Consider the following 25353-nt stretch of genomic DNA (forward strand, 5'->3'; position numbering starts at 1 on the left):
GAACTTTCATGGACAACGCGCCCTTCGCCTCCCCGCAGGCCGCTCTGGTAGACAAACACATCGCCACCGTGCTGGTGGTGGACGACACGCCCGACAACCTCACCCTGATGGGCAGCCTGCTGCGTGAGCATTTTCTGGTGAAGGTGGCCAACCACGGCGAAAAGGCGCTCAAGATTGCGCAGTCCGAAGCAGCCCCCGACCTCATCCTGCTCGACATCATGATGCCGGAGATGGATGGCTACGAAGTCTGCCGCCGCTTGAAGGCCGCGCCCGCCACGCGCGACATCCCGGTGATCTTCCTCACGGCCCGCTCCGACCCCGACGACGAGCGCATGGGCCTGGCGCTGGGCGCGGTGGACTACATCACCAAGCCCATCAGCCCGCCCATCCTGCTGGCCCGGGTCAACACGCACCTGGCGCTCAAAGCCACGGCGGATTTCCTGCGCGACAAGAGCTCTTACCTGGAGCGCGAGGTCGCCATGCGCACGCTCGAGGTGCAGGCCATCCAGGACGTGACCATCATGGCCATGACCTCGCTCGCCGAGACGCGCGACAACGAGACGGGCAACCACATCCGCCGCACGCAGCTGTATGTCAAGACGCTGGCCGAGCGGTTGCGCAGCCATCCGCGCTTCGAGAACGTGCTCAACGACCGCATGATCGAGCTGCTGTACAAGTCGGCTCCGCTGCACGACATCGGCAAGATCGGCATCCCCGACAGCATCCTGCTCAAGCCAGGCAAGCTCACGGTGGAAGAGTTCGAGATCATGAAAACCCACACCACGCTCGGCCGCAATGCCATCGACGAGGCCGAGCGGCGCCTGGGGATGCGGGTGGCGTTCTTGAGCGTGTCCAAGGAAATCGCCTACAGCCACCAGGAAAAGTGGGACGGCTCGGGCTACCCCGAGGGGCTCAAGGGCGATGAGATCCCGGTGTCGGCACGCCTCATGGCGGTGGCGGACGTGTACGACGCGCTGATCAGCAAGCGGGTCTACAAGCCGGCGTTCTCACACGACCAAGCGGCCAGCACCATCGTGCGCGGCAAGGGCACGCACTTTGACCCGGACATGGTGGACGCCTTTGTGGACATCGCGGAAGACTTCCGCAGCATCGCGCAGAAGTATCCTGATCCCGGCTAGAGCGCTGGCCCTGCGCTCTGCGCTGTTTGGCAGTGGGCGAGCGCAGCGGCGCGTGCTTTAGATGGCCTGGAACAGGGCCATGCGCGTGTCGCGCATCACCCTGTCTTCAACACCCACTTCAGAACGGCGCGTCTTGGCTCTTGGCGTTGTTGTCTTGTGCAGTGGCGCCGCCCTGACCTTCGTCAACGGCATCCGTGACCTCTGCCGGCTCGTTGGCTACATCGGCGCTGCCGGCTTCTTCCGCTGCGGCTTGTCGCACGGCCGCCTTGTCGCCAGCACTCGCGAACTTGCTGTATTTGCCCAGGATAGGTACCAGCTGGCCGTAGATGCGCGGGTTGCCGGCCAGGCATTCGCGCTGCTCTAAAAAGTCTGCTTCGCCCGTGAAGTTGCCGACCAGGCCACCAGCCTCGGTCACCAGCAGCGAGCCGGCGGCCACGTCCCAGATCGACAGGCCGGTTTCAAAGAAACCATCGGTGAAGCCGGCGGCCACATAGGCCAGGTCCAGCGCCGCGGCGCCGGGGCGGCGCAGGCCGGCCGTGCGCTGCATCACGTCGGCCATCATGTTCAGGTAGCTCTTAAAGTTGTCGCCCGGGCGGAAGGGGAAGCCGGTGGAGATCAGGCAGTCCTTGAGCTGCGTGCGCTTGCTCACGCGGATGCGGCGCTCGTTGAGGTAGGCGCCGCGGCCCTTGGTGGCGGTGAACAGGTCGTTGCGCGAGGGGTCAAAGATGACGGCTTGCTCGACCTTGCCGCGCACGGCCAGCGCAATGCTCACGCAGTACACGGGAAAACCGTGGATGAAGTTGGTGGTGCCGTCCAGCGGGTCGATGATCCAGACGAATTCGGAATCCTTGGCGCCGTATTCAGAGCCCGACTCTTCGGCCAGGATGCCGTGGCCGGGGTAGGCCGTCAGCAGCGTCTCGATGATGATTTTCTCGGAGGCGTGGTCCACCTCGGTCACAAAGTCGTTGATCTGCTTTTGCGAGATCCGCACCGATTCCACGTCCAGGGCCGCGCGGTTGATGATGGCGCCGGCGGCGCGTGCAGCCTTGATGGCCACGTTGAGCATGGGGTGCAGATTGGACGACATAAATTGTGGTGGTGAGCAGGGCGCCCGCGCAAAAGGGCGGAGGCGGCCTGCGAATCATGAGCGGATCGACCCGTCCCGGCGATGCGGGCGGCGACAATGAGGGCGGGATTTTACCCGCTACTACTTTTTTTGCCTAACCTCCGGCTGGAGGTAGGCTCTTTCCCCGCCCCTGTTCCACCCGGTTTCCGCGCCCATGAAGACCCGTTTTGTCCTGATCAATACCAGCCACGCCGGCAATGTGGGCGCTGCCGCCCGCGCGATGAAAACCATGGGTTTCGACGACCTGGTGCTGGTGGCCCCGCGCTGGCCCAATGTCCTGCGGCGCGAGGAAACCATCCAGCGCGCGAGTGGCGCCCTCGACGTGCTGGAGAACGCCCGCATCGTGGCCACGCTGGACGAAGCCCTGGACGGCATCAGCCACCTGTGCGCCACGGCGATGACCCCGCGCGACTTCGGCCCCCCCACGGCAGCGCCGCGTGCGCATTTCGAGTTGCTATTAAAACAAGAGCTGCTAGCGCTTGAGGGACAAGCGATAGAGGCCAAAAACACTCGAAATTCTGAGGAATCGGCACCCACCGCGCAGGGGGGAGCTGGTCAGGCGGGGGTGGCTTTTCTGTTTGGCTCCGAGCGTTTTGGCATGACCAACGAGGACGTCTACCGCTGCCATGTGGCGCTGTCGATCCCCACCAATCCAGGTTTTGGTTCGCTCAATCTGGGCGCGGCCATCCAGGTGATTGCCTACGAATGGCGCATGGCGCTGGGCGGTTTTGCCGTGCAGGACGCGACCCCCCCGCGGGCCCTGGCCGATGCCGCCCAGGTGGCCGGCATGCTCACCCACTGGGAGCAGGCGCTCACCGACATCGGCTTCCTCGACCCCGCCGCGCCCAAGAAGCTCATGCCGCGCCTTAACCAGCTTTTCAACCGCGCGCAGCTGGCGCCCGAGGAAATCCACATCCTGCGAGGTGTCGCCAAAGCCATGATCGAGACCGCGCAGGCAAAACGATAGACTGCGCAGCCAATAAGCACATAACCAAAAGAAACGACACCACGATGTTCGCCCGCCTGCGTTCCGATATCCAGTGCATCCTCGACCGCGATCCTGCCGCGCGCAGCACGTGGGAGGTGATCACCTGTTATCCGGGCCTGCATGCGATCTGGCTGCATCGCCCTGCGCACTGGTTCTGGACCCATGGCCTCAAGTGGCTGGGCCGCTTCACCTCGCACTTTGCGCGCTGGTTCACCGGCATCGAGATCCACCCGGGTGCCAAGATCGGCGAGCGCGTTTTCTTCGACCATGCCATGGGCGTGGTGGTGGGCGAGACTGCCGAGATCGGCGACGGTTGCACCATCTACCAGGGGGTGACGCTGGGCGGGACCTCGCTCTACAAGGGCGCCAAGCGCCACCCCACGCTGGGCAAGGATGTTGTGGTGAGCGCCGGCGCCAAGGTGCTGGGCGGCTTCGAGGTGGGCGACGGGGCCAAGATCGGCAGCAACGCGGTGGTTATCAAGCCGGTGCCCGCGGGTGCCACGGCGGTGGGGATCCCTGCGCGCATCATCCCCTCCAAGGCGGGCGAAAGCGCCGACGTCACCGAGCCGCAGCAGGCGCGCAAATTTTCGGCCTACGGCATCACGCAAGAGGACGACCCGCTCTCGCAGGCCATGCGCGGCCTGATCGACAACGCGTCGTCACAAGAGCACCAGATCGCCCTCTTGTGGCAGGCCATCGAGAAGCTCTCGGCCGGCTCGCAGCAGGCCACGGACTGCGTGCCTTGCGATGCGGCGCTCAAGGAGCAGTTCGAGGCGGGCAAGCTCAACGAGCTGGTGGGCAAGTAGGCCGCCCTGGCTTGCAGAGCATTTGCTATTAAAAGCATAGCTACTAGCGCTTAGATATCAAGCGCTGGCGGCCATTTTGATGCCCGAAACGCCGTTTCAGACCGCGCGCGGCGCCCGCACGGCACTCTTGGGGCGGAACGCCTTGCACACCTCGTCGCGCGACTCCAGGTACGGCCCGCCGATCAGGTCTATGCAATAGGGCACGGCGGCAAAGATGCCGGGCACGACCTGTTTGCCCTCGGCGTCCTTCAAACCTTCCAGTGTCTCGGCAATCGCCTTGGGCTGGCCGGGCAGGTTGATGACGAGGCTCTGGCCCCGGATCACCGCCACCTGGCGCGAGAGGATGGCGGTGGGCACAAACTTCAGGCTGATCTGGCGCATCTGCTCGCCAAAGCCCGGCATCTCCTTGTGCGCCACGGCCAGCGTGGCCTCGGGCGTCACGTCGCGCAGGGCCGGGCCGGTGCCGCCGGTGGTCAGCACCAGGTGGCAGCCTACCGTGTCGACCAGATCGATCAGCGTGGCGCTGATGCGCTCCTGCTCGTCGGGGATCAGGCGCGGCTCGAAGGTGATGGGGTTGTGCAGCGCGCGGGTCAGCCAGTCCTGCAGTGCAGGCAGGCCCTTGTCTTCGTACACACCGCTGCTTGCGCGGTCGCTGACGGAGACGATGCCAATGCGCACGGCATCGTGGGGTGCGCTCGCGGCGTCATGGGCAGTGTCAGTCATTGCCGTCTTCTTCAGAGTCGTCGTCGGCATCGTCCGCATCACCGGCGCCAGCGCCCAGATGCTCGCGCACCAGCTGGAACAGCTCGCGGTAGGCACGGCCCTTGCGCGGCGCCAGACCTTGCGAGACCTGAACATTGGCCTCCTTGCCGGCCGGCTGTGCATCCTTGCGCGCCTGGCGGATCAGAGCTCGCAGCTGCTGGGTGTCGGTGCCAGGCTGCTCCTCCATCCACTGCGGCAGGGCGCTGTCGTCAGCGATCAACCGGTCGCGCCATTGCTCGGCCAGGTGCAGGGCGAGCTTGTCAGAGGCCGAGCCCGTGCGCTGCGTCTCGAGCGCGCGGCGCGCGGCTTCCACCACCTGGGGCTCCAGCTTGCGCATGAGCTTGCCCACAAACTGCATCTGGCGGCGCTTGCCCTCGAAATTGGTGATGCGCTTGGCCTCCTTCATGGCGTCCGCCAGCTTGTCCGGCAGGCCCACACTTTCGAAAAGGTCGGGGCGCAAGCCCATCAATTCCTTGCCCAGATCCTGAAGTTCATCGCTCTCGCGCTTCATATCCGTGCGGCTGGCATCGGGCGTGCCTTTGAGTTCGGCCTTGAGCTGGATGTCCATTTCGCTGCCTTCGGCAACGAACTGGCCTCTCACAAAGTAGCCTTTTTTGGGTTTGCGTGACATGGGGTGGGGGCAAAAATGAATCGGACGGGGCAGTGCCACAGCGGCAAGTATCATAGCCGTCGCTATGAACAAACCCTCCCAAAGCGCCGCGCGCGCGCCTGGCGCTGTTGCTGCAGCCGCCGCTCCCCGCACCCCCGACTCGGGCTTCAGCTACAGCCGCCCTTTCTTTGAAGAGCTGGTGGACCGCGCCCTGGCACACGCCAAGAAGCTGGGCGCCACCGATGCGGGTGCCGAAGCGTCCGAAGGCTGCGGCCTGTCGGTCAGCGTGCGCAAGGGCGAGCTTGAGAACGTGGAGCGCAACCGCGACAAGTCCCTGGGCGTGACGGTCTACCTGGGCAACCGCCGCGGCAATGCCAGTACTTCTGATTTCTCCACCAAGGCCATCGAGCAGACCGTGCAGGCTGCATACGACATCGCCCGCTTCACGGCCGAAGACCCCGTGGCCGGCCTGCCCGACGCCGACGATATCGCGCCCGCCGACACCCACCGCGACCTCGACCTGTTCCACCCCTGGGCCATCGACAGCGAAGGCGCCGCGCGCATGGCGATGGAGTGCGAAGCCGCGGCGCTCAAAACCCACCGCCGAATCACCAACAGCGAAGGCGCCGGTGTCTCGGCGCAGCAAAGCCACTTCTTCAGCGCCCACACGCGCGGCTTTCGCGGCGGCTATGCCAGCTCGCGCCACAGCTTTTCGGTGGCGCCGATTGCCTCGCTGCCCGGCCGCAACGCCGAGATGCAGCGCGACGCCTGGTACAGCTCCATGCGCGATGCGTCCGAGCTGGCCTCCCCCGCGGCCGTGGGCCGCTACGCCGCTGAGCGCGCGCTAAGCCGCCTGGGCAGCCGCAAGATCCCCACCACGCAGTGCTCTGTGCTGTTCGAATCGACCCTGGCCGCCGGCCTCTTGGGCGGTTTTGTGCAGGCTGTGAGCGGTGGTTCGCTCTACCGCAAGAGCAGCTTCCTGCTCGACTCGCTGGGCAAGATGGTTTTCCCCAAACACATTGACATCGCCGAAGACCCGTTCGTGCTGCGCGGCAAGGGCAGCTCGCCGTTTGACGAAGAAGGCGTGCGCGTGGCGCCGCGCAAGGTGGTGCAGGGCGGCCGCGTGCAGGGCTACTTCCTCTCGAGCTACTCGGCGCGCAAGCTGGGCATGAAGACCACAGGCAATGCCGGCGGCTCGCACAACCTGGTGATGAATTCGCGCCTTACCCAGCCCGGCGATGACCTCGATGCCATGCTCAAGAAACTGGGCACGGGCCTTTTTGTTGTGGAGCTCATGGGCCAGGGGGTGAACTACGTGACGGGTGACTACTCGCGCGGCGCAAGCGGCTTCTGGGTCGAGAACGGCCAGATCGCCTTTCCCGTGCACGAGATCACCATTGCCGGCAACCTCAAGGACATGCTCAAGGGCATCGAGGCCGTGGGATCGGACGTCTACAACTACGGTGCGAAGACGGTGGGATCGATTCTGGTGAACCGGATGAAGGTCGCAGGCAGCTGATGTGTTGACGCGTTGATATGCTGCTGGGCGCCGTGAGACCGGCCCCCTGCGCTCCCGTCAAAGGCTCCTGCACCCGCCGGAGCCTTTTTTCATGGGCTTGCGGCGCGGGGAGGCCTTTGCACTGCGATTCAACGGTCTGTATGGTCCGCCACCACGGCTTGGACGGCCTGCAGCGCGGCGCGCAGCTGGTTGTGCGACACCGAGCCCAACGCGAGCCGAACTGCATGGGGAACCTGCCGTGAGGTCGCAAACGGCTCGGCCGTGGACACCGCAACACCCGCCGCCAACAGCGCGGCCGATACGCGGTCGGCACGCACCCCTTCGGGCAGCGGCAGCCAGCTGAAGTACGACGCTGGGTGACCCACCAGCGGCAGCCCGGTCAGTACCTTGCGTGCGATGGCCTGCCGAGCGCTGGCGTCGCGGCGCTTTTCTGCCTCCAGGCGTCGCACGGTGCCGTCCTGCAACCAGCCGCAGGCCAGGGCAGTGACCACCCCGGGCGTGTTCCAGGTGGTGGCACGGATGGCGCGCTCGAGCAGCGGCGCCCACGGCAGCGGCGCGGCCACAAACCCGAAGCGCAGCCCGGTGGCCATGCTTTTGGACAGGCCCGAGACATACACCGTGGCTTCGGGCGCAAAGGTGGCCAGGGGCGAAGGCGCATCCTTGGCCAGGAAGGCGTAAGCCGCATCCTCGATGGCCACCAGGCCATGCTGGCGCACGATGGCCGCCAGGCCCTGGCGCCACTGCGCGCTGCTCACCCATCCCAGCGGGTTGTGCAGGGTGGGCATGGTGTAGACGGCCTTCACGCGCCGCCGTGCGCACAGGCGCCGCAGCGCATCCAGGTCCATACCGCCCGTGCCGTCAGTTGCTGCGGGCACGGGCGCCAGCGTGAGGTGCAGCATGCCGGCCAGCGCCTTGAAGCCAGGGTAGGTCAGCGCGTCCACCGCCACCACATCGCCGGGTTGCAGCAGGGCCATGCAGGTCACGGCGAGGCCGTGCTGCGCGCCGTCCACGATCAGCACCTGCGCCGGGTCCACAGCCAGGCCACGTGCGCTGGCCAGGTGCTGTGCGACGCAGGCGCGCTCGTGCAGGCGGCCGCTGTGCGGGGCATAGCGCAGCAATGCCTCCAGGTCGCCGCCGGCAGCCAGCCGGCGCAGGCCGCTGGCCAGCAGCCGGGCTTGCCCTGGCAATGCGGGGTAGTTGAAGTTCAGGTCCATCACGCCCACCGCCACCGCCTGCTGGTCGATGGCCAGGCCCGGAGGCACGGCGGTCTCGCGCACAAATGTGCCGCGGCCCACCTCGCCGCTGGCCAGGCCCAGCGCCTGCAACTCGGCATACACCCGTGTGGCCGTGGTCAGCGCAATGCCATGCTGGCGCGCCAGCTGGCGGTGCGTGGGCAGGCGCGTGCCGGGCGGCAGCCGGCCAGTGCGAATCTGCGCGGCCAGTGCGTCCACCAGCGGTTGGTACAAGGCAGAAGTCATGGTTGGCAGCAAGCGCTGGTGGATGTACTCAGGACAATTTTTTGATTGTATTGGGCATGTTGCCTATGATGGATTTTGTTGTTCAACCTCCTACCGACGCCCGCTGTGGCGCACCTGCGATGCACATTGCCATCCTCACCTTCGACGGCTTCAACGAACTCGACTCGCTCATCGCCCTGGGCGTCCTTCACCGTATCAAGCGCCCTGGCTGGCGCGTGAGCCTGTGCTGCCCCACGCCGGAGGTCACGTCCATGAACGGGGTCACGGTGCGCGCGCAATCCCTGCTGGATGAAGTTCGCACGGCCGATGCCGTCATCGTGGGCAGCGGTGTGCGCACGCGTGAGGTGGTGGCAGATGCCGCGCTGATGGCCCAGCTGGCGCTGGACCCGGCCCGGCAGCTGATTGCAGCGCAGTGCTCCGGCACGCTGGTCCTGGCCAAGCTGGGTTTGCTGGGCACCGTGCCGGCCTGCACGGACCTCACCACCAAGCCCTGGGTGCTGGAAGCCGGCGTCGAGGTGCTGAACCAGCCTTTTTACGCCCAGGGCAATGTGGCGACGGCCGGAGGCTGCCTGGCCTCACCCTACCTCGCGGCCTGGATCATCGCCCGCACGGAGGGCCTGGAGGCTGCCGCTGGCGCGTTGCACTATGTGGCGCCGGTGGGCGAAAAGGAGGCCTATGTGGCGAACGCCATGAAGCACCTGATGCCTTACCTGCCCGAGCACCACGGTGCACAGGCACGGGTGGCGACACGTCGGCGCTAGGGAGGGCCTGCATAACTCCCTGCGGTCTGTGATAGCGCGGCCTCGGGCGGTCTACTGCGTTGCTTTTCTTGCCAATAGCCCGGCTATTGGCTGCAAAAAGACGCCTTGTAGCCCACCCGATCCGCACTATCACCGCCTCGCGAGGGTTGTGCAGGCCCTCCCTGGCGCCGACGCGCGAACGTACCTACACTGACCATCCGACCCAGTGACCCGGTCAGCTGGGTCGGTGCCGCGGGGCAATGCCAGGCCGGATCGAGCGAAAGGACCTCCCATGTTGTCCAATTCCTCTGTAACCACCATGCTGCCGGTGAAGGACATGGACCGCGCCCGCGCCTTTTACGAGGGTTGCCTGGGCTTGAAACCCGGCGGTTTCCGGCCCGACGGCAAGTTCGTCTATGAGGTCGGGGGCAGCACGCTGGCGCTGTTCCCGAAGCCGGAAGGGACCAAGGCCGACCACACTGCGATCAGCTTCAAGGTGGCGGACATTGCAGCCACCATCGACGAGCTCAAGCAGGCGCAGGTTGTGTTCGAGGACTATGACTTCCCCGGGTTCAAGACGGTCAACCATGTGTGCGTGCTCGGGGCAGAAAAGGCCGCGTGGTTCAAGGACCCGGAAGGCAACTATCTGTGCATCCATGAGGACATCGAACCGGGCTGAGGGTGCGCCGCCGTGAGTGTCCTGGCGTTGGGGGGGCCGGGCCCTCCTGGCGCAACAGCCCAGCGATGCCAGGGCAGTAACCGGTGCCTTGGGCCCGCGTGATTCTTGCGCGGGTTGGGGCCTGGACGATTCGCTCAGCGCCGCTTCGCACCGCTTGAACGAAGCGGGATAAGCTGCCGGGCTACCGCTGCTGCTGCCGCCCTCTACGCACCATGCCATCCCGCAACGACCCTCGCACCCCGTCCCCAGACCCCAAAGAAACCGGAGCGCAGCAAGACCCCGCCCTGCTGCGCCGCCTGCTGCGTGCAAAGGACCGCATGGATGCCGCGTCACACGAGGCTTGGCCCGTGGAGCGGCTGGCGCAGGTCAGCGGGGTGTCGCCAGCGCATTTCGCGCGATCGTTTCGCGAGGCCTTCGGCATTCCGCCCCACCGCTACCTGCTGACGCGGCGCATCGAGCAGGCAACAACGCTGCTGCGGGACACCGAGCTGCCCATCATCGACATCGCTTACGCCACCGGCTGGGAAAGCCTGGGGACCTTCGGCCGCACGTTCCGGTACATCACGGGCCAAAGCCCGAGTGCGCTGCGGGCCGCCTCCCGCATGGAGATGCAACCGCTGGACCGCGTTCCCGCCTGTGTGCTCAAGGCAGCCCAGCGCCCGGACCTCACCACCGCAGTTTCGGAGAAGCGCCGCCGCCTGTCCGAAGGTACAACCCAGCCTTCAACCAAGGAGATGTAATGACGGTCAACCAAGGTATCGGGGTGGTGGGTGTGTATGTCGATGACCAAGACGAGGCGCTGGCGTTCTATGTCGACAAGCTGGGATTTAGTGTGCACACCGATGTGCGCAATGGTGCCTACCGCTGGCTCACGGTGCAGCATCCGCAGCAGCCATCCTTCCAGTTGGGTTTGTTCACCCCTGGGCCTCCCATCCACGACGAGGCCACAGCGCAGACGCTGCGCTCCATGGTGGCCAAAGGCGCGATGCCGCCCCTGGTCTTGTACGTGGCCGACTGCCGCGCAGCCTATGCCGAGCTGGTCGCCAAGGGTGTGGAGTTCACGCAGGAGCCGGTGGACCGGTATGGCCATGTGGATGCAGGCTTTCGGGACCCTGCGGGCAATGGCTGGAAGATGATCCAGACGGCGGAGGCCGTGCAATGAGTGGCGGCGGTGGATGGGGCGGCGGCTGGGTGCGGCCGGTGCACCGATGGGTGTCGGTGGTTTTCACGGTCACCGTCACGGCCAACTTTGTGGCGATGGCGGTGAGCGCGGGCGGGCCCCCGCCCTGGATCACTTATGCGCCCTTGGCGCCGCTGGCCGTGCTGTGGTTGACGGGTGTGTACCTCTTCGTGCGTGCAATGCTGCAGCGCAAAAGCACGCCGCGCGCTGTTGGCGGCCACAAGGTACCGGTGGCGTGAGCGCAGGCCTGCAGGCTGTGGCGCGGCGCGATGGCCATGGCCGCGTGGCTGACTCATGCTGGCCGGAAGGCCGGCCCTATTGCAGCTTGCGGCTGATCCACAGACCGGCAATGCCCAACGCCACCACAATCCAGCCCGCCGTGTAGCCGCCGCTGTTCGACTCCGCGAGCTTTTGTTTGTACGCGGCCGTATCGCGGTAGTTGATCAACTGCCGGTTGGGCGTACTCAGGCTGAACACCGCTTTTTCGTCTTTGGGGTCGAACTTGGCAGTCACGGTTTCACCGCTCAATCCGGTCAGCACGCGCTCGGAATGGGGCTCTCCAACCCGCACCGTGACGACGCCCTCGGCGCCCTTGATATCGAGTTCGGCAAAGCGGCCCGCCAGCACATTCTTCTTGGCCTTGCGTTCGACGACCCGCGCGCCCATGGCCTTGCCGGACACGGTGCTCAACTCGGTTTCGGCAGGAACCTTCAGCCGCGATGGCCGGTTGCGGTTCTCTGCATATTCGGCGCCCAGCCAGGCCAGGCCGCCAATGATGAGTACCAGCGGGATGATTTTGAGACTCAAGGTAGCGCTCCTGGCAGAGGGGTGAAGGGGAGGTCCGTAGTCTCTCATTCAGCCATTCGCGCGACCCTGGGCGCGCCAGATTTTTCAGTGATCGGCGCGTTCAGTGGCGTGCCACCAACGCCGCCACCGCCTCGCCCATCTGCGTGGTGTTGGCGGTTCCGCCCAGGTCCGGCGTGCGCGGCCCGCTCTTGAGGATCTCTTCGATCGCACCCACGATGGCATCGTGCGCTGCGCGGCCTGCGCCCTGGCCCTGCGTGAGGAAGTCCAGCATCAGTGCCCCGGACCAGATCATGGCGACGGGATTGGCGATGTTCTTGCCGTAGATGTCCGGCGCCGAGCCGTGCACGGGCTCGAACAGGCTGGGGAACGTGCGCCCGGGGTTCAGGTTGGCCGAGGGGGCCAGTCCAATGGTGCCGGTCGTGGCGGGGCCCAGGTCGCTCAAGATGTCGCCGAACAGGTTGGTGGCGGCCACCACGTCGAAGCGGCCGGGCTGCAGCACGAAGCGGGCGGTGAGGATGTCGATGTGCTGCTTGTCCAGTGTGACCTCGGGGTAGTCCTTGGCCACATCGTCCGCCCTCTTATCCCACCAGGGCATGCTGATGGCGATGCCGTTGCTCTTGGTGGCCAGGGTGACGTGCTTCTTGGGGCGGCTCTGGGCCAGGTCGAACGCGAACTTCAAGAGGCGGTTGGCCCCGTGGCGGGAGTAGACCGACTCCTGGATCACGATCTCGCGGTCGGTGCCCTCGTACATGATGCCGCCCAGGGACGTGTACTCGCCCTCGGTGTTCTCGCGCACCACGTAGTAGTCGATATCACCGGGCTTGCGGCCGGCCAGGGGGCAGGGCACGCCCTCGAACAGGCGCACGGGGCGCAGGTTGATGTACTGGTCGAACTCGCGGCGGAACTTGAGCAGCGAGCCCCACAGCGACACGTGGTCGGGCACCGTGGCGGGCCAGCCGACGGCGCCGAAGAAGATCGCGTCCATGCCTGACAGTTGGGCCTTCCAGTCGTCGGGCATCATCTTTCCGTGGGCGGCGTAGTAGTCGCAGCTGGCCCAGTCAATGGTGGTGGTTTCCAGTTGGATGCCAAAGCGCGCAGCAGCGGCCTGCACCACGCGCAGGCCCTCGGGCATAACTTCCTTGCCGATACCGTCGCCGGGGATGACGGCGATCTTGTAGGTCTTGGGTGGAGTACTGGTGCTCATTGGGATTCCTTGCAAAAGGTGAAAAAACTGCGCGTGGTTTCGGGGCGTTGTGAATGCCGGGCGGCAGGGCGGGCGGCGGTGGTTGCGGTGGCCGCCACCGCCGCGACGCATCGATGGACTGGATTGTTTGGCACCGCACCAGAAAATACAATCCGCCAACTGTGCTTCTATTCTTCACACATCGTGCATAAAAATCCCGCCACCGACGACCTGCGCGTGTTCACCGTGGTGGTGCGCAAGTCGAGCTTCGGCGATGCCGCGGCAGAGCTGGGCGTCTCGCCCGCGTACGTGAGCAAGCGCATCCGCCTGCTGGAGCAGGAGCTTGCGGTGAAACTGCTGCACCGCACCACCCGGCGCGTGGCGGTGACGGAGGAGGGCGAGCGCGTTTTCCACTGGGCGCAGCGCATCCTCGACGACATGGACCAGCTGCTGCAAGAGGTGGCCATCACCCGGCGTGAGCCGCGCGGGCAGCTGCGGGTGAGCAGCAGTTTTGGCTTTGGCCGGCAGATCGTGGCGCCTGCGCTGTCGCGTCTGGTGGAGCAGCACCCGGGCTTGCAGGTGCGCCTGGAGGTGTTCGACCGTGTAGTGGACGTGGCGGGTGAAGGGTTCGATCTGGATGTGCGCGTGGGCGACGAGATCGCGCCGCACCTGATCGCCCGGCGCCTGGCCGACAACCACCGCGTGCTGTGCGCCGCGCCCACCTATCTGGCGCGCCACGGCACGCCGCGTGCGCTGTCAGAGCTGTCCAGCCACGACTGCCTGGTGATCAAGGAGCGTGACCACCCATTTGGCGTGTGGCGCCTGCGCAGCGGTGCGGTGGACGAGACGGTCAAGGTGCGCGGCCCGCTGTCGGCCAACAACGGCGAGATGGTGGTGCAGTGGGCGGTGGACGGGCGCGGCATCGCGTTGCGATCGCTGTGGGATGTGGGTGCGCACCTGCGTGCGGAGCGGCTGGTGCAGGTGCTGCCCGACTGGCGGCAGGAGGCCAATGTGTGGGCCGTGTACCCCACACGCCTCGACCGCTCGGCCAAGGTGCGGGTATGTGTGGAGTTTCTGGAGGCCTACTTCCGCCACGAATGGGGCCGCTGGCAGGGCACGGGCGCAGGCGGCTGAAGGCCCCCCGCCGCTGCGGCGAGCGCAATTGTGCCGATTTACAAGCAAAAATAGCCGCCAGCGCTTGATGGGTAAGCGTTAGCAGCTATTTATTTAATAGCAATCGCCCCTGGAAGGAGCGGTGTTTCAGCAGGCGAGCGGGTCAGCTCGCCCGAATCAGCCGGCCAGCGCGGCTTTCACCGCTGCAGACACCTGGCCCATGTCGGCCTTGCCGGCCAGGCGGGTCTTGACCACGCCCATGACCTTGCCCATGTCGCCGGGGCCCACACTGCGTCCCAGTTCTGCGCCCAGTTCGGCCACGATGGCCTTGACGGCAGCCAGGGTCTCCTCGGCGGACATCCGCGCGGGCAGGTAGGCCTGCAGCACCGCCATTTCAGACTTTTCCTTGTCGGCCAGATCCTGGCGGCCCGCGCCTTCAAAGGCGGTGATGGAGTCCTTGCGCTGCTTGATCAGCTTGTCCACGATGGCGACCACAGCCACATCGTCGAGCTCAATGCGCTCGTCCACTTCCCGTTGCTTCATGGCGGCCTGCAGCAGACGGATGGTGCCCAGGCGCTCGCTGTCCTTGGCGCGCATGGCGGTTTTCATGTCTTCGGTGATCTGTTCCTTGAGGCTCATGGGGCTTCCTTTTTGAGTAAGACAGAGTCGGAGGGTTTGCACAAAGCCCCTCTGGCTAGGCGCAGCGCCGCAGACAGTAGTTTTGCTACGGCAAAGCGCTGCAAACGACGTCAGAGGGGCTTTGTGCAGACCCGAAAAACAAAAACCCGCGCTTGGCGTCCCTAGCGCGGGTTTGGGGATCCAAGCGAAGCTCGGGATCCGAAGATGAATTAGTACATCTTCTTGGGCAATTGCATGCTGCGAACGCGCTTGTAGTGGCGCTTCACGGCAGCTGCCTTCTTGCGCTTGCGCTCGGCGGTGGGCTTTTCGTAGAACTCACGGGCGCGCAGGTCGGTCAGCAGGCCGAGCTTTTCAATGGTGCGCTTGAAGCGGCGCAGTGCAACGTCAAAGGGTTCGTTTTCTTTTACGCGGATCGTAGTCATTAGCTAATGGTTTCCAAAATGTTGCCCGCAGAGGGTCTTGGGGAGATCGGGCCTCAAGACCATACGTGGCGGTTTCCCCGTCTGTAACTAGTATTGGCCGACGGGGCATTGCCAGCAAAGCCGGAGATTATAGCCCGTGTCACGCCAATTGACGCAAGGGCACACTGTCAACGCTGCCGCGCGCAGGGCCCGAAAACGACGCGGTTGGCCGTGGCGTGGAAGTTGCTTCACGTTGTAACAGCAAACTCCACCCCAACGGCCGCGGCGCCAGCGCATGCGCTGACCGCCTCCGCCACGGACCCAAGACCATGGCATTCATGCACCGCGTATCCAGCTGGCTGGGCCGTCTCAGTGTGGGCCGCAAGCTCATGCTCATCTATCTGCTGGACCTGTCGGCGGTGATCTATGTCTCCGGCATCCTGATCCACGAAAAGTACGTGGCCATCGACTTCACCCGCAAGGAAATCGTGGGCACCACGTATGCCGCGGTGCTGCGCGACGGACTCATGGGGCAGTTTCTGGATGCGTCCCAGCAGCCACCGCGGGCCGCCGACGTGATGGCCCGGCTGGCGGCGGTGCGCCAGGCGCATGACGAGCAACTGCACACTGAGGAAGTGGGCGAACGCTTCAGCTTGGTGCTGGGGCAGCTGGCATTACAGGCGCCGCCCTCGGCCACCGATGCGCAAGCACTCACCGCCCTGCGCAGCCAGCTGCTGCGTGAAGGGCGCGAGTTGCTCACCACCGTGGGCAACCAGTCCAACCTGATTCTCGACCCGGACCTGGACAGCTACTACGGCATGTCGCTGGTGGTGCTGCGCTTCCCCGAGCTCCTGCAGGCCATGCACGACACCGTGGTCTTCTTGAACGCGCAGACCGGCCGCGGACCGCAATGGTCCTTTGACCTGCTCACACTGGTGGGCCGGCTTGACGCAGTGATGCAGGGCATCGAGTCGGACTACAACCAGGCGTTCATCGCCGGCTCGCCCGAAATGCGCGCTGCGCTGGGGCCGCAGCGCCAGGCGCTCAAGGCGTCGTTGCAGGGCTTTCAGGCGCTGCTGCAGGGCGTGGCCGGGGGAGAGTCGCGCCTCACGCCTGCGCAGATGGGCGCGCAGCAGATGCAGGTGCTGGGCGCACTGCGCGATGCCTGGACGGTGGGCATCGTGGACCTGGAGCGGCTGCTCAACCGCCGTGTCGATGGCCTTTTTGCGCGCATGTGGCTGCACCTGGGCACCGCCTTGGTGCTGCTCGGGTGCATCCTCAGCCTGGTCACGCTGGTGGCGCGGCAGATTGCCAAGCCGCTGCAGCAGCTGGCCCGGGTGGCCGACCAGGTGCGCCACAGCGGCGACCACACGCTGCGTGCGCACTGGGTCAGCCGAGACGAGATCGGCCGGCTGGTCACCGCGTTCAACGAGATGCTGTCTCAGCTCGACCGCGACCGCGTGCTGCAGCAGGAGCTGGCGGCCAGCGCCCGCGCGGCCGAGGCGCAGCGCGAGCTGGTGGAGGCGTTTCCGATCCCGATGGTGGTCACGTCCATCCCCGAGCATGAGGTGCTGCACTCCAACGCTCCGGCGGGCCACTGGCTTAATGACCGCAAGACCGACCCCTGGGCCGCGGGCCTGGAGCCCGGCGTGCGCGCCCGGTTTTTCCAGCGCCTGGCAGACCAGGGTGTGGTTGATGAGTTCGAGGTGCGCTGGAAGGGCAGCACCGAGCCATCCTGGGCCGTGCTGTCGGCGCGGCGCCTGCAGTTCCAGGGGCGGGATGCGGTGCTCACGGCCTTCACCCCGATCAACGTGCTCAAAGTGATGGAGCAGCGGCTGGAACTCTGGGCCAAGGTGTTCGAGGCCTCGTCCGAAGGCATCATCATCATGAACGCCGACCAGCAGATCATCAGCGTGAACAAGGCGTTTTGCCGCAGCACGCACTACGACTTCTATGAAGTCATCGGCGAGGGCCTAAGCTTTTTGCTGGAGGAAACCGGGGGCGAGCCGCTCACCGCGCAGATCCAGCGCACCATGGTCGACAAGGAGTCGTGGCAGGGCGAAGTGCGGTTTCGCCGTCGGTCTGGCGAGACCTACCCGGCCTGGCTGATGGTGTCGGCCGTGCGTGACGGCAAAGGCCATGGCAAGGGCGGGGAGGTGACCAACCACATCGGTATCGCCATCGACATCACCGACCGCAAGCGCAGCGAGGAACGCATCCAGTTTCTCGCGCACCACGACGTGCTGACCGAGCTGCCCAACCGCTCGCTGTGTGTGCAGCGGCTGCAGACGGCGCTGGCGCAGGCGCCCATCACGGGCGAAAAGGTGGCGGTGCTGTTCATTGACCTGGACCGCTTCAAGGCCATCAACGACACACTGGGCCACCACATCGGCGACGGGCTGCTGCGTTCGGTGGCCGGGCGGCTCACGCAGGCCATGCGCAGCCGCGATGCCGTCAGTCGGCTGGGCGGCGACGAGTTTGTGGTGGTGATGCGCGACGTGGCCGGGCGGGACGATGTGCAGCAACTCGTGGAGCGGCGCCTGATTCCGCTCATCCGCCAGGGGCACCCGGTGGAAGGGCATGAGCTCAATGTGTCGTGCAGCGTGGGCATTGCCGTCTACCCTGAGGACGGCAGCGACATCGACGAGTTGATGCGCCGTGCCGACGCCGCCATGTACGAGGCCAAGACCACCGGGCGCGACATGGCGCTGTTCTATTCGGCCGAGACCGACCAGCGTGCGCTGGCCCGCCAGACCCTGGAGCAGCACTTGCGCCGCGCGCTGGAGCGCCAGGAACTGAGCCTGCACTACCAGCCGCGCCTTGCCGCCCAGGGCGGCCGGTTGCTGGGTGTGGAGGCGCTGCTGCGCTGGAACAGCCCTGCGCTGGGCGCCATCCCGCCCAGCGAGTTCATCCCGATTGCCGAAGAGACCGGCATGATCCGCGCCATCGGCGGCTGGGTGCTGCAGCAGGCCTGCGAACAGTGGGCGCGGTGGCAGATGTCGCCAGCGGGCCCATCTGTGCGCGACGATGGGGGGCGCGACCCGGCTCGCGACTTTGCAGGCGCCGCGGGCTTGCCCTTGGGGGACGTGTCCATCTCGGTCAACCTCTCCGCGGCGCAACTGGCCGACCCGCAGCTCGTGCCCGACATCGAGGCCCTGCTGGCCCGCACGGGCATGCCCGCGCACCGGCTCGAGCTGGAGATCACCGAATCGCAGCTAATGGACAACGCCCATGCGGCCGCGCTGCAGCTGGCGGCCCTCAAGGCGCTGGGCGTGCAGCTGGCCATCGACGATTTTGGTACCGGGTACTCGAGCCTCGCTTACCTCAAGCGTTTTGACATCGACCGGCTCAAGGTCGACAAATCCTTCGTGCACGACATGCTGAGCAACCCCGCCGACATGGCGATCACGCGCGCCATCATTGCGCTGGGCCACACGCTAGGCCTCAAGATCGTGGCCGAGGGCGTGGAAGACCTCGCCACGGCACAGGTGCTGGGTGCGCTGGACTGCGAGGAACTGCAGGGCTACCACTTCAGCCGGCCGCTGCCACCGGAGGCGATGGTGGCGTGGGCGGTGCAGCACCGGCTGCGCGAACAGGCTGGGGCGCTGCGGGGCGGCGATCCATCATGTACAGAGCCAGCGCCGCTGGCGGCTTGAAGTGGGTGGAAAGTAGGCAGGCCGGTAGGTTGGCGCCAGGAGCGCGCGCCGGCCTTGCATCCGTCCATCGATCACCTTTGGGTTGAACTGTCTCGCGTGTAGCTTCCAGTGCCCTCAACATACCCCACAAGACGCTCAATCAAGTTCGCCTTCGTCGGCGGCAACCGTCGTGGCCGCATCTTGATGCGCGTGGATCGTGCGGCGCTGCCTGGTGTTCTGTGCGTACCACCATGGCCTGCTTTCCAGGGCTTCTGTCAGTGGCAGACGGCAGTCATGCCCCGGTGAGGAGGCCGGAGCGTCAGACGCTGGCGAGGGGCAACGCCTGCGCGCACGCATGGCCGCTGGCCCAGGCCCACTGGAAGTTGTAGCCCCCCAGCCAGCCCGTCACATCCACCACCTCGCCAATGAAATACAGCCCTGGCTGAGACTTGCACTCCATGGTCTGCTGCGACAACGCCTTGGTGTCCACGCCGCCCAGGGTGACCTCCGCCTTTTTGTAGCCCTCGGTGCCCGTGGGCGTGAGCTCCCAGCGCGCCAACTGCTCGGCCAGGCGCGCCAGGGCTTTGTCCGATGCCTCGTTCACCGGGCGCTGCCAGTCCGCTTCGCGCTGCGCCCAGGCGTCCGCCAGCCGGCTCGGGACCAGCGTGGCCAGCTCATTGGCAATCAGCTTGCGGGAGCGGGACTTGGCCAGCGCCAGCGCGGCGGGCAGGTCCACGGTGGGCGCCAGATTGACGGCCAGCGGTGCGCCCTCGCGCCAGTAACTCGAAATTTGCAGCACCGCGGGGCCTGACAGACCGCGGTGCGTGAACAGCAGGTCTTCGTGGAACGTCATGCGTTCCTTCTTCGCCCCGGTGGTGATCTCTACCGGAAGCGCCAGCCCGGCCAGCTGCGCATAAGGCGCCCAGCCGTCGCCATCAAAAGTCAGCGGCACCAGGCCCGCCCGGCGCTCGACCAGGGGCAGCTTGAACTGCTGCGCGAGCCGGTAGCCAAAATCGGTGGCGCCGATCTTGGGGATCGACAACCCGCCGGTGGCGATCACCAGAGAACGAGTTTGCATAGACCCCCGTGCGGTATCAATTTGATAGCTATAACCGCTTGTCCCGTCAGCGCTGGCAGGCAAAAAGGCTATATTTTTGACACTACAAGGCTGCCAGTGTTCGACACCACCGGCCGCGCATTCGGCCAGCAGCATGGCGATGATGTCCTCGGCCGAGCGGTCGGCAAACAGCTGGCCCTTGTGCTTTTCATGAAACGGGATGCCATGCTTTTGCACCAGCGCCATGAAGTCCGCAGGCGTGTAGCGCGACAGCGCCGAGCGGCAAAACTGCGGGTTCTGGCCGACGAAGTGCTTATGCGGCGCGGACGGGTCGAGGTCACGGTTGGTGAAGTTACACCGCCCGCCGCCCGAGATGCGGATCTTCTCCGCCACCTTTTCGGCATGGTCGATCAGCAGCACCTTCAGGCCGCGCTGGCCGGCCTGGCCCGCGCAGAAAAGGCCGGCGGCGCCTGCGCCGATGATGATGGTGTCAAAGAACGGCGTGGTCATGGAAGCGGCGGATTGTAGGGGGTAGGGCGATGGCTCAGTACATGAGCATCGACGTGAGAAAGCGAGAAGCAGGACGGGAGGCCTGGGGATGGCGGGGCACACCGCTCTGGCTTTGCGGGCTGGACAATGGTGCGAGCGGCCCGGTCGGGTCCAACATCGCATCCGATGCCGCGTCCGCCGCCGCCTGCCGCGCAAGTATCGCGGACGCTGCGCCGCGCGTTAGCATGCATGCGCCATCCACTCGCCAAGGACTGCCCCATGAATCCGATCCGCTACACCGTCCTCGCTCTGGCCCTGGGCTTTCTGGTCCCGGCCTGGGCCGTCAACAAGTGCACCGACGCCACTGGCAAGGTGTCGTTTCAGGACGCGCCCTGCGCGGGCCAGGGCGAGAAGATCGAGGTGCGGCCTGCCATGCAGGGAGCGGCCCCTGTGCAACCCGCTCCCACCGCATCCAAGGAGGGGGCGTTTGGCGCAGCGTGGCAGCGCAAGCACTACCTGCAGAACCAGGGCGTGCCGCAGGCGCGGGCAGCCATTGAGCGCAACCAGAAGGAATGCGCAGCCCCTCCCGATGCGGCGGTGGCCCACGCCGGGCCTCTGCGGCGCAGCACTTTGGCGGGGACGCAGTTCGCGCAAGAGGGCGCAGCCAGCGCCGCCAAGGACAAGGCCGCGTGCGAGGCGCGCACCCAAGAGCTGCGCAACCAGCTCAAAGCGCTGGAGGACGAACTGCGCGCGCTGTAGTGCAACCTTCTCTTGTGCGGTGCCTTGTCCGGCTCGCCGCAACCGGCTGTTCCTCTTCAGCCCTTCCAGGTAAACGGAAACTTGAACTGCTTCACAAACCCGTTGGGCACGTAGTCGCCCAGCACACCGTACTTCTCAGGCCACAGCTTGGTGCTTTTCACGGCCGTGCCGAACAGGTAGTCCAGAAACGCAAAGTGCGCTGAGTAGTTCTTGTCCAGCGCCTCCTGGTCCTGGCTGTGGTGCCAGTGGTGGAAGTTAGGGGTGACCAGCACGTAGCGCAGCGGGCCCAGGCGCACGCTGACATTGGCGTGGTTGAAAACCGCCTGAAAGCCGACAACGACGATGTAAGCGTCGATCACTTCCTTGGAAAAGCCCAGCACATAGATGGGCGCGAGCACCAGGGTGCGCGTGATGATGAGTTCCAGGATGTGCTGGCGCGAACCGGCCATCCAGTCCATGCTTTTGACGCTGTGGTGCACTGCGTGCAGGCGCCACAACACGGGCACTTCGTGGTAGGCGCGGTGGGTCCAGTACTGCACCAGATCAGCCACCAGGACGATGAGGAACAGCGCCACCCAGAAGTTCAGGCCTTGCACCCAGCCGCGGATGCCGTCGTTGGCCGCCCAGCCGAAGAACTTGTGCACGATGAGGTTGGTGGCCAGCAGCACGAAGCCCACCACCATGTGGTTCACGATGAAATGGTGAAAGTCGGTCTGCCACTCCTCGCGAAAGATCGGCTGGTCCTTGCGCAACGCGAAAAGCTTTTCGATGAAGATGAAGATCAGCGAGCTGCCCAAGAGGTCGAGGATGAACCAATCAAGGCCGATGTAGGGCGTGTTGTCCGGGAAGTTCGGGTCCACCTCCACCTTGTGGCCGCCCAGGAAGGCCGTCAGCGCGACCATGGCAAACGCGAACGTGGCGAGCCAGCGCGAGCGGTTAAAGAGGATGTTGACCAGCGAGATGCCGCCAGCAATGGCCAAGGCCACCAGCATGATGTTTCGGATCACCGTCACGTCGTAGCTCTTGCGCAGCTGGGGCGTAGTCAGGTATTCAGGGAAGTGGAAGGCCAGCACACCCAGAAAACACAGGATCGCCAGCGTGAGCGCGATCACGCCCGACACCAGCCCGCGCCCGGTGCGCAGCGCGCCATGGCTTTCGGTGAATTCATTGAGCTTGTCGATTTCGAGCATGGTTCCCTCCGGTGTCTGACGCCTTTGAACAGGCTTATGCAGGCTTGTGTGGCGCGAGTGTAGCGGCCGTTGCGTTGCGCCCGGGAGACGGCACGCCCCCTAAAATCGCGGCATGAACATCCCCTCGCACCAACTCAGCATGACCGTGCTCATGTCGCCCGACATGGCCAATTTTTCGGGCAACGTGCACGGGGGCGCCATCCTCAAGCTGCTGGACCAGGTGGCTTATTCGTGCGCCAGCCGGTATTCGGCATGCTACGTAGTGACCTTGAGCGTGGACCAGGTGATGTTCCTGCAGCCCATCCATGTGGGCGAGCTGGTGACCTTTCTGGCCAGCGTCAACTACACCGGTTCATCGTCGATGGAGATCGGCATCAAGGTGGTGGCCGAGGACATCCGCTCGCAAGTCGTGCGCCACGTGAACAGCTGCTTCTTCACCATGGTGGCGGTGGACGAGTCGCGCAAGCCGGTGACGGTGCCGGTGTTGTCCCCGTCAACACCTGACGAGCGTCGCCGCTGGGAGGCTGCCTTGCTGCGCAAATCATTGCGCAAGGAATTGGCCGCGCGGTTTCAGGAGGTGCGGGCCACCGCAGGGACCTGAAGAAGAAGCCCGCACGGCTTATCGCAGGTAGGCCGGTAGTTTCATCTGGCCTTCGCCCGTCAGCTGACAGGCGAAGGACACCCGATCAGCGGGCCGCGCAGAAACCGAATTCAGCCGCCGCCCCGGGAGCGAGCGTCTTGTTCCAGTCCACGCCCGATGCGCTCAGGTTGCTGCCCACCTGGGACCACGTAGCGTTCCACAAGTTGTTGACGATGCCGCTCACCGGAATGTTGATCGCCCAGTTGCCCGCGGCGGTGCCCAGGTTGAGCACCTTCACCCGCTGGCAATAGCCTGCGCCCCAGTCGCTGTCCACGGTCTGCAGCACCGAGAAATTGCTCACCGGGGTGGGCGTAGGCGTGGGGGTCGGTGTGGGCGTAGGAGTTGGCGTGGGGACCGGCGTCGGGTTGGTGGCTGCATCACCCCACAGCCGCTTGAGCAACTGCACCTTGTCGGCGCGCACCGTGGTCCAGTCATCGTCCAGAATGCCGCCCGTGTCGCCGCTGTTGGGGTTCCACGACCAGTAGAAACCGCTGCGCATGCCCTTGCCGACCATGTAGTCGACCAGGGCGTTTTGCCACTGCACATCGCGCGCATCGCCCCGACCAAACTTGCCGCCAAACTCGCCCAGCAGCACCGCATGACCCGCCTGCACAAACTGCCCAAAATGCTGGTCCCAGATGGCCGGCATGTTGCTGGGGAAGTTGGCGGCGTTGAAGTACGGCTGCACATACACGTCCGGCCCGTAGGTGTGCGGAGCCAGCAGCAGGCGGTTGGCAGGGATGTTCAGGGGCGTGCAGGCCAGGGGTTCGAGGTTGCCACCCCAGAAGTGCGCGTTGCTGCCCGAGCAGCTGGGGTTCTCGCCAATGCCTTCCACCGCGATCAGCCACTGGGGCGCTATCTGCAGCACGGCCGCTGCAGCACGCTCTGCTGCGCGGTTCCAGTCGGTGGCGTTGTTGCCGGTACCCCAGGTGGCGGCGCCATGGGGCTCGTTCTTGATGTCGATGCCAATCACGCCAGGCACGCCCGCGTAGCGCTGGGCGACAAAGCTCAGGTCGCTGATCCACTGCTGCTCGCTGTAGCTGGGTGTGTACCAGAGCTCGCTAATGGTCTGGCAATCGGGGGTGTGGTGGTCGAGCAGCACGTACATGCCGCGGTTGCTGAGCTCGCTCACCACCTTGTCCATCACCTGAAGCGCCGACAGACCTTGCAAATCGGCATTGCGGCCGTAATCGACGCTGTTGGGCGGCGCGGAGCCGTGCAGCGTGGCAGGGCAAAAGGGCAGGCGCACGGCGTTGAAGCCCTGGGCTTGCATCTGCGTGATCATGTCCGTCCAGTTGCGGGCCCACAGGCCATGCACCACGTGGTTGTTGGTTTCAAAACCGAACCAGTTCACGCCACGCAGCTGGATCGCCTTGCCAGCGCCGTCCAGCACCTTGCCTGCATTGATTTCATAGCTCCAGGCCGAACTGGCACTTGCCAGCAGGCAACCCGCCAATGCCAGGCTTTTGCACAGGGTGGTGATCTTCATGGCGCAGGCGCCTCCCAAAAAATGATGTGTGTGTGGCGCGGGCATGGGGCCGACTGGGGTAGCGGCCGTGTGACGCTGCAGCACCTTGTGGGTTGCCGCGTGACCTTCGGGAGTGTGGGCCCCTGGGCAGCTTCAGCGGTTTCCTACGCGTGCCAATTGTAAAAGCTTGCAAACAGGCGCCCGGCCTGTTTCGGGGGGCTTTTCAGGCCACGCTGCGACTGCGGCCCGCGAGCGACACAGCCTGCAGGGACAGCCCGTCGATCTCGTTGGTGATGCCTGACAGCACATTGGCGACCACGGCAAATTCACGCCCGTGCTGGCCTGCGCGGGCCGCCATGACCTGCGCATTGAAGCTCACCACCTTGGCTTCGCGCGCCACGGTCTGGATCGACGCGACGATTCCTGCCAGCTCCTTCATCAGGGTCTCGGACTTGGCTTTGCCGACTTGGTCGAACACCGTGGTGGCGGTGTTGAGCGCTTCCAGCGCCGCGTCGGTGCTTTCGACCAGGCGGGTCAGCGCGTCCTCGACTCGCGGGCTGCGGCGCTCGGTCAGGTCCAGCGCCGTGCCGACCTGCTGGGCAAACGCGTCGATGGTCGCGCCCACGCCGTTCGGGCCGCTGTAGGCCTGGCGGATGCGCTCTGCATCGGCGGGCTCGAGATGGCGTGGCGTATCCACCAGCTGGGCCTGGCTGGCGGTGAACACGGCCAGCGTGCCGCGTGCCGCTTTCAGGTGCAGATCGCTGCCGCCTGCGGCCAGAACAGTTTGCAGCACCATGCGCTGCGACAGCATGCGCTGGCGCGCTGCAAGGTTGACAAGCGACATCCCTGCATCGAGCGACGGGGCGGGGCCTGCGGGCGCTGCGTAGGTTGGCGATGCGGGCATGCCGGAGCGTGGGGAGAGGGAGTGGGCTGCCATGATGGTCC

The 25353-nt window shown here is 65.6% G+C and carries 25 protein-coding genes; 13 read left to right on the top strand and 12 right to left on the bottom strand.

Annotated elements, in window-relative coordinates; genetic code table 11:
* Nucleotides 1-8 precede the first annotated feature (8 nt).
* Nucleotides 9-1139, top strand: coding sequence for a response regulator (locus ACSQ3Q_RS07385; protein WP_436133753.1), 1131 nt, complete (start codon nt 9-11; stop codon nt 1137-1139).
* Nucleotides 1140-1257: 118 nt separating this feature from the next.
* Here the strand turns inward: ACSQ3Q_RS07385 and ACSQ3Q_RS07390 are convergent, their stop codons facing one another.
* Nucleotides 1258-2226: an inositol monophosphatase family protein gene (locus ACSQ3Q_RS07390; protein WP_436133754.1), complete on the bottom strand. Its 969-nt coding sequence runs from the start codon at nt 2224-2226 to the stop codon at nt 1258-1260.
* A gap of 193 nt (nt 2227-2419) precedes the next feature.
* Here ACSQ3Q_RS07390 and ACSQ3Q_RS07395 point away from each other — a divergent pair, with 193 nt between their 5' ends.
* Both ACSQ3Q_RS07395 and cysE read left to right on the top strand, forming a co-directional pair.
* Nucleotides 2420-3232, top strand: coding sequence for an RNA methyltransferase (locus tag ACSQ3Q_RS07395; RefSeq protein WP_436133755.1), 813 nt, complete (start codon nt 2420-2422; stop codon nt 3230-3232).
* A gap of 44 nt (nt 3233-3276) precedes the next feature.
* Nucleotides 3277-4059 carry a serine O-acetyltransferase gene (gene cysE, locus ACSQ3Q_RS07400; protein WP_436133756.1) on the top strand — a complete coding sequence of 261 codons (783 nt, stop codon included), beginning with the start codon at nt 3277-3279 and terminating at the stop codon, nt 4057-4059.
* A gap of 96 nt (nt 4060-4155) precedes the next feature.
* Here the strand turns inward: cysE and mog are convergent, their stop codons facing one another.
* Nucleotides 4156-4782: a molybdopterin adenylyltransferase gene (mog, locus tag ACSQ3Q_RS07405; protein WP_436133757.1), complete on the bottom strand. Its 627-nt coding sequence runs from the start codon at nt 4780-4782 to the stop codon at nt 4156-4158.
* Complete coding sequence (gene yjgA / locus ACSQ3Q_RS07410) at nt 4775-5452, bottom strand: ribosome biogenesis factor YjgA (RefSeq protein WP_436133758.1); 678 nt, start codon at nt 5450-5452, stop codon at nt 4775-4777. Before yjgA ends, mog begins: the two co-directional genes overlap by 8 nt.
* Nucleotides 5453-5516: 64 nt before the next feature.
* Here yjgA and pmbA point away from each other — a divergent pair, with 64 nt between their 5' ends.
* Nucleotides 5517-6950: a metalloprotease PmbA gene (gene pmbA / locus ACSQ3Q_RS07415; RefSeq protein WP_436133759.1), complete on the top strand. Its 1434-nt coding sequence runs from the start codon at nt 5517-5519 to the stop codon at nt 6948-6950.
* Nucleotides 6951-7078: 128 nt separating this feature from the next.
* On the opposite strand, the gene ACSQ3Q_RS07420 is transcribed toward pmbA, so the two are convergent.
* Nucleotides 7079-8428: a PLP-dependent aminotransferase family protein gene (locus ACSQ3Q_RS07420; protein WP_436133760.1), complete on the bottom strand. Its 1350-nt coding sequence runs from the start codon at nt 8426-8428 to the stop codon at nt 7079-7081.
* A gap of 119 nt (nt 8429-8547) precedes the next feature.
* Between ACSQ3Q_RS07420 and ACSQ3Q_RS07425 the strand changes: the two genes are divergently transcribed.
* The 5 genes from ACSQ3Q_RS07425 to ACSQ3Q_RS07445 all read left to right on the top strand — a co-directional run bounded on the left by ACSQ3Q_RS07425 (nt 8548) and on the right by ACSQ3Q_RS07445 (nt 11266).
* Complete coding sequence (locus ACSQ3Q_RS07425) at nt 8548-9189, top strand: DJ-1/PfpI family protein (protein ID WP_436133761.1); 642 nt, start codon at nt 8548-8550, stop codon at nt 9187-9189.
* A 271-nt stretch (nt 9190-9460) separates the two neighbouring features.
* Nucleotides 9461-9847: a VOC family protein gene (locus tag ACSQ3Q_RS07430; protein ID WP_436133762.1), complete on the top strand. Its 387-nt coding sequence runs from the start codon at nt 9461-9463 to the stop codon at nt 9845-9847.
* Between the two features lie 212 nt (nt 9848-10059).
* Entirely contained in the window at nt 10060-10587 is a 528-nt protein-coding gene (locus tag ACSQ3Q_RS07435; protein ID WP_436133763.1) for a helix-turn-helix transcriptional regulator, read from the top strand.
* Nucleotides 10587-11009, top strand: coding sequence for a VOC family protein (locus ACSQ3Q_RS07440; protein WP_436133764.1), 423 nt, complete (start codon nt 10587-10589; stop codon nt 11007-11009). The genes ACSQ3Q_RS07435 and ACSQ3Q_RS07440 overlap by 1 nt, the downstream gene beginning before the upstream one ends.
* Nucleotides 11006-11266: a hypothetical protein gene (locus tag ACSQ3Q_RS07445; protein WP_436133765.1), complete on the top strand. Its 261-nt coding sequence runs from the start codon at nt 11006-11008 to the stop codon at nt 11264-11266. Before ACSQ3Q_RS07440 ends, ACSQ3Q_RS07445 begins: the two co-directional genes overlap by 4 nt.
* A gap of 76 nt (nt 11267-11342) precedes the next feature.
* On the opposite strand, the gene ACSQ3Q_RS07450 is transcribed toward ACSQ3Q_RS07445, so the two are convergent.
* Both ACSQ3Q_RS07450 and ACSQ3Q_RS07455 read right to left on the bottom strand, forming a co-directional pair.
* Complete coding sequence (locus ACSQ3Q_RS07450; protein ID WP_436133766.1) at nt 11343-11834, bottom strand: hypothetical protein; 492 nt, start codon at nt 11832-11834, stop codon at nt 11343-11345.
* A gap of 100 nt (nt 11835-11934) precedes the next feature.
* Nucleotides 11935-13038, bottom strand: a complete 1104-nt coding sequence (locus tag ACSQ3Q_RS07455) for a tartrate dehydrogenase (protein WP_436133767.1) — start codon at nt 13036-13038, stop codon at nt 11935-11937.
* 183 nt (nt 13039-13221) lie between these two features.
* Here ACSQ3Q_RS07455 and ACSQ3Q_RS07460 point away from each other — a divergent pair, with 183 nt between their 5' ends.
* Nucleotides 13222-14151, top strand: coding sequence for a LysR substrate-binding domain-containing protein (locus ACSQ3Q_RS07460; RefSeq protein WP_436133768.1), 930 nt, complete (start codon nt 13222-13224; stop codon nt 14149-14151).
* Nucleotides 14152-14307: 156 nt separating this feature from the next.
* On the opposite strand, the gene ACSQ3Q_RS07465 is transcribed toward ACSQ3Q_RS07460, so the two are convergent.
* Entirely contained in the window at nt 14308-14769 is a 462-nt protein-coding gene (locus ACSQ3Q_RS07465; RefSeq protein ID WP_436133769.1) for a GatB/YqeY domain-containing protein, read from the bottom strand.
* A gap of 209 nt (nt 14770-14978) precedes the next feature.
* Nucleotides 14979-15191: a 30S ribosomal protein S21 gene (gene rpsU / locus ACSQ3Q_RS07470; RefSeq protein ID WP_005799779.1), complete on the bottom strand. Its 213-nt coding sequence runs from the start codon at nt 15189-15191 to the stop codon at nt 14979-14981.
* A 308-nt stretch (nt 15192-15499) separates the two neighbouring features.
* Between rpsU and ACSQ3Q_RS07475 the strand changes: the two genes are divergently transcribed.
* A complete protein-coding gene (locus ACSQ3Q_RS07475) occupies nt 15500-18826 on the top strand; it encodes an EAL domain-containing protein (RefSeq protein ID WP_436133770.1) in 3327 nt (1108 codons plus the stop codon).
* A gap of 298 nt (nt 18827-19124) precedes the next feature.
* On the opposite strand, the gene ACSQ3Q_RS07480 is transcribed toward ACSQ3Q_RS07475, so the two are convergent.
* The gene (locus ACSQ3Q_RS07480; RefSeq protein ID WP_436133771.1) at nt 19125-20372 is read right to left on the bottom strand and encodes an NAD(P)/FAD-dependent oxidoreductase; all 1248 of its coding nucleotides are present in this window, start codon (nt 20370-20372) and stop codon (nt 19125-19127) included.
* A gap of 258 nt (nt 20373-20630) precedes the next feature.
* On the opposite strand from ACSQ3Q_RS07480, the gene ACSQ3Q_RS07485 reads away from it, so the two are divergent.
* Complete coding sequence (locus ACSQ3Q_RS07485; protein WP_436133772.1) at nt 20631-21110, top strand: DUF4124 domain-containing protein; 480 nt, start codon at nt 20631-20633, stop codon at nt 21108-21110.
* 56 nt (nt 21111-21166) lie between these two features.
* Here the strand turns inward: ACSQ3Q_RS07485 and ACSQ3Q_RS07490 are convergent, their stop codons facing one another.
* Nucleotides 21167-22300, bottom strand: a complete 1134-nt coding sequence (locus ACSQ3Q_RS07490; protein WP_436133773.1) for a sterol desaturase family protein — start codon at nt 22298-22300, stop codon at nt 21167-21169.
* Between the two features lie 112 nt (nt 22301-22412).
* Between ACSQ3Q_RS07490 and ACSQ3Q_RS07495 the strand changes: the two genes are divergently transcribed.
* On the top strand, nt 22413-22901 hold the full coding sequence (locus ACSQ3Q_RS07495) for an acyl-CoA thioesterase (RefSeq protein WP_436133774.1): 489 nt from the start codon (nt 22413-22415) through the stop codon (nt 22899-22901).
* A gap of 85 nt (nt 22902-22986) precedes the next feature.
* Here the strand turns inward: ACSQ3Q_RS07495 and ACSQ3Q_RS07500 are convergent, their stop codons facing one another.
* Entirely contained in the window at nt 22987-24429 is a 1443-nt protein-coding gene (locus tag ACSQ3Q_RS07500) for a cellulase family glycosylhydrolase (protein WP_436133775.1), read from the bottom strand.
* A gap of 202 nt (nt 24430-24631) precedes the next feature.
* Entirely contained in the window at nt 24632-25345 is a 714-nt protein-coding gene (locus tag ACSQ3Q_RS07505; RefSeq protein ID WP_436133776.1) for a methyl-accepting chemotaxis protein, read from the bottom strand.
* Between the last annotated feature and the right edge of the window lie 8 nt (nt 25346-25353).

Origin of the sequence: Acidovorax sp. LjRoot129, from assembly GCF_964253765.1 — a bacterium.
Lineage (GTDB): Bacteria > Pseudomonadota > Gammaproteobacteria > Burkholderiales > Burkholderiaceae_C > Acidovorax.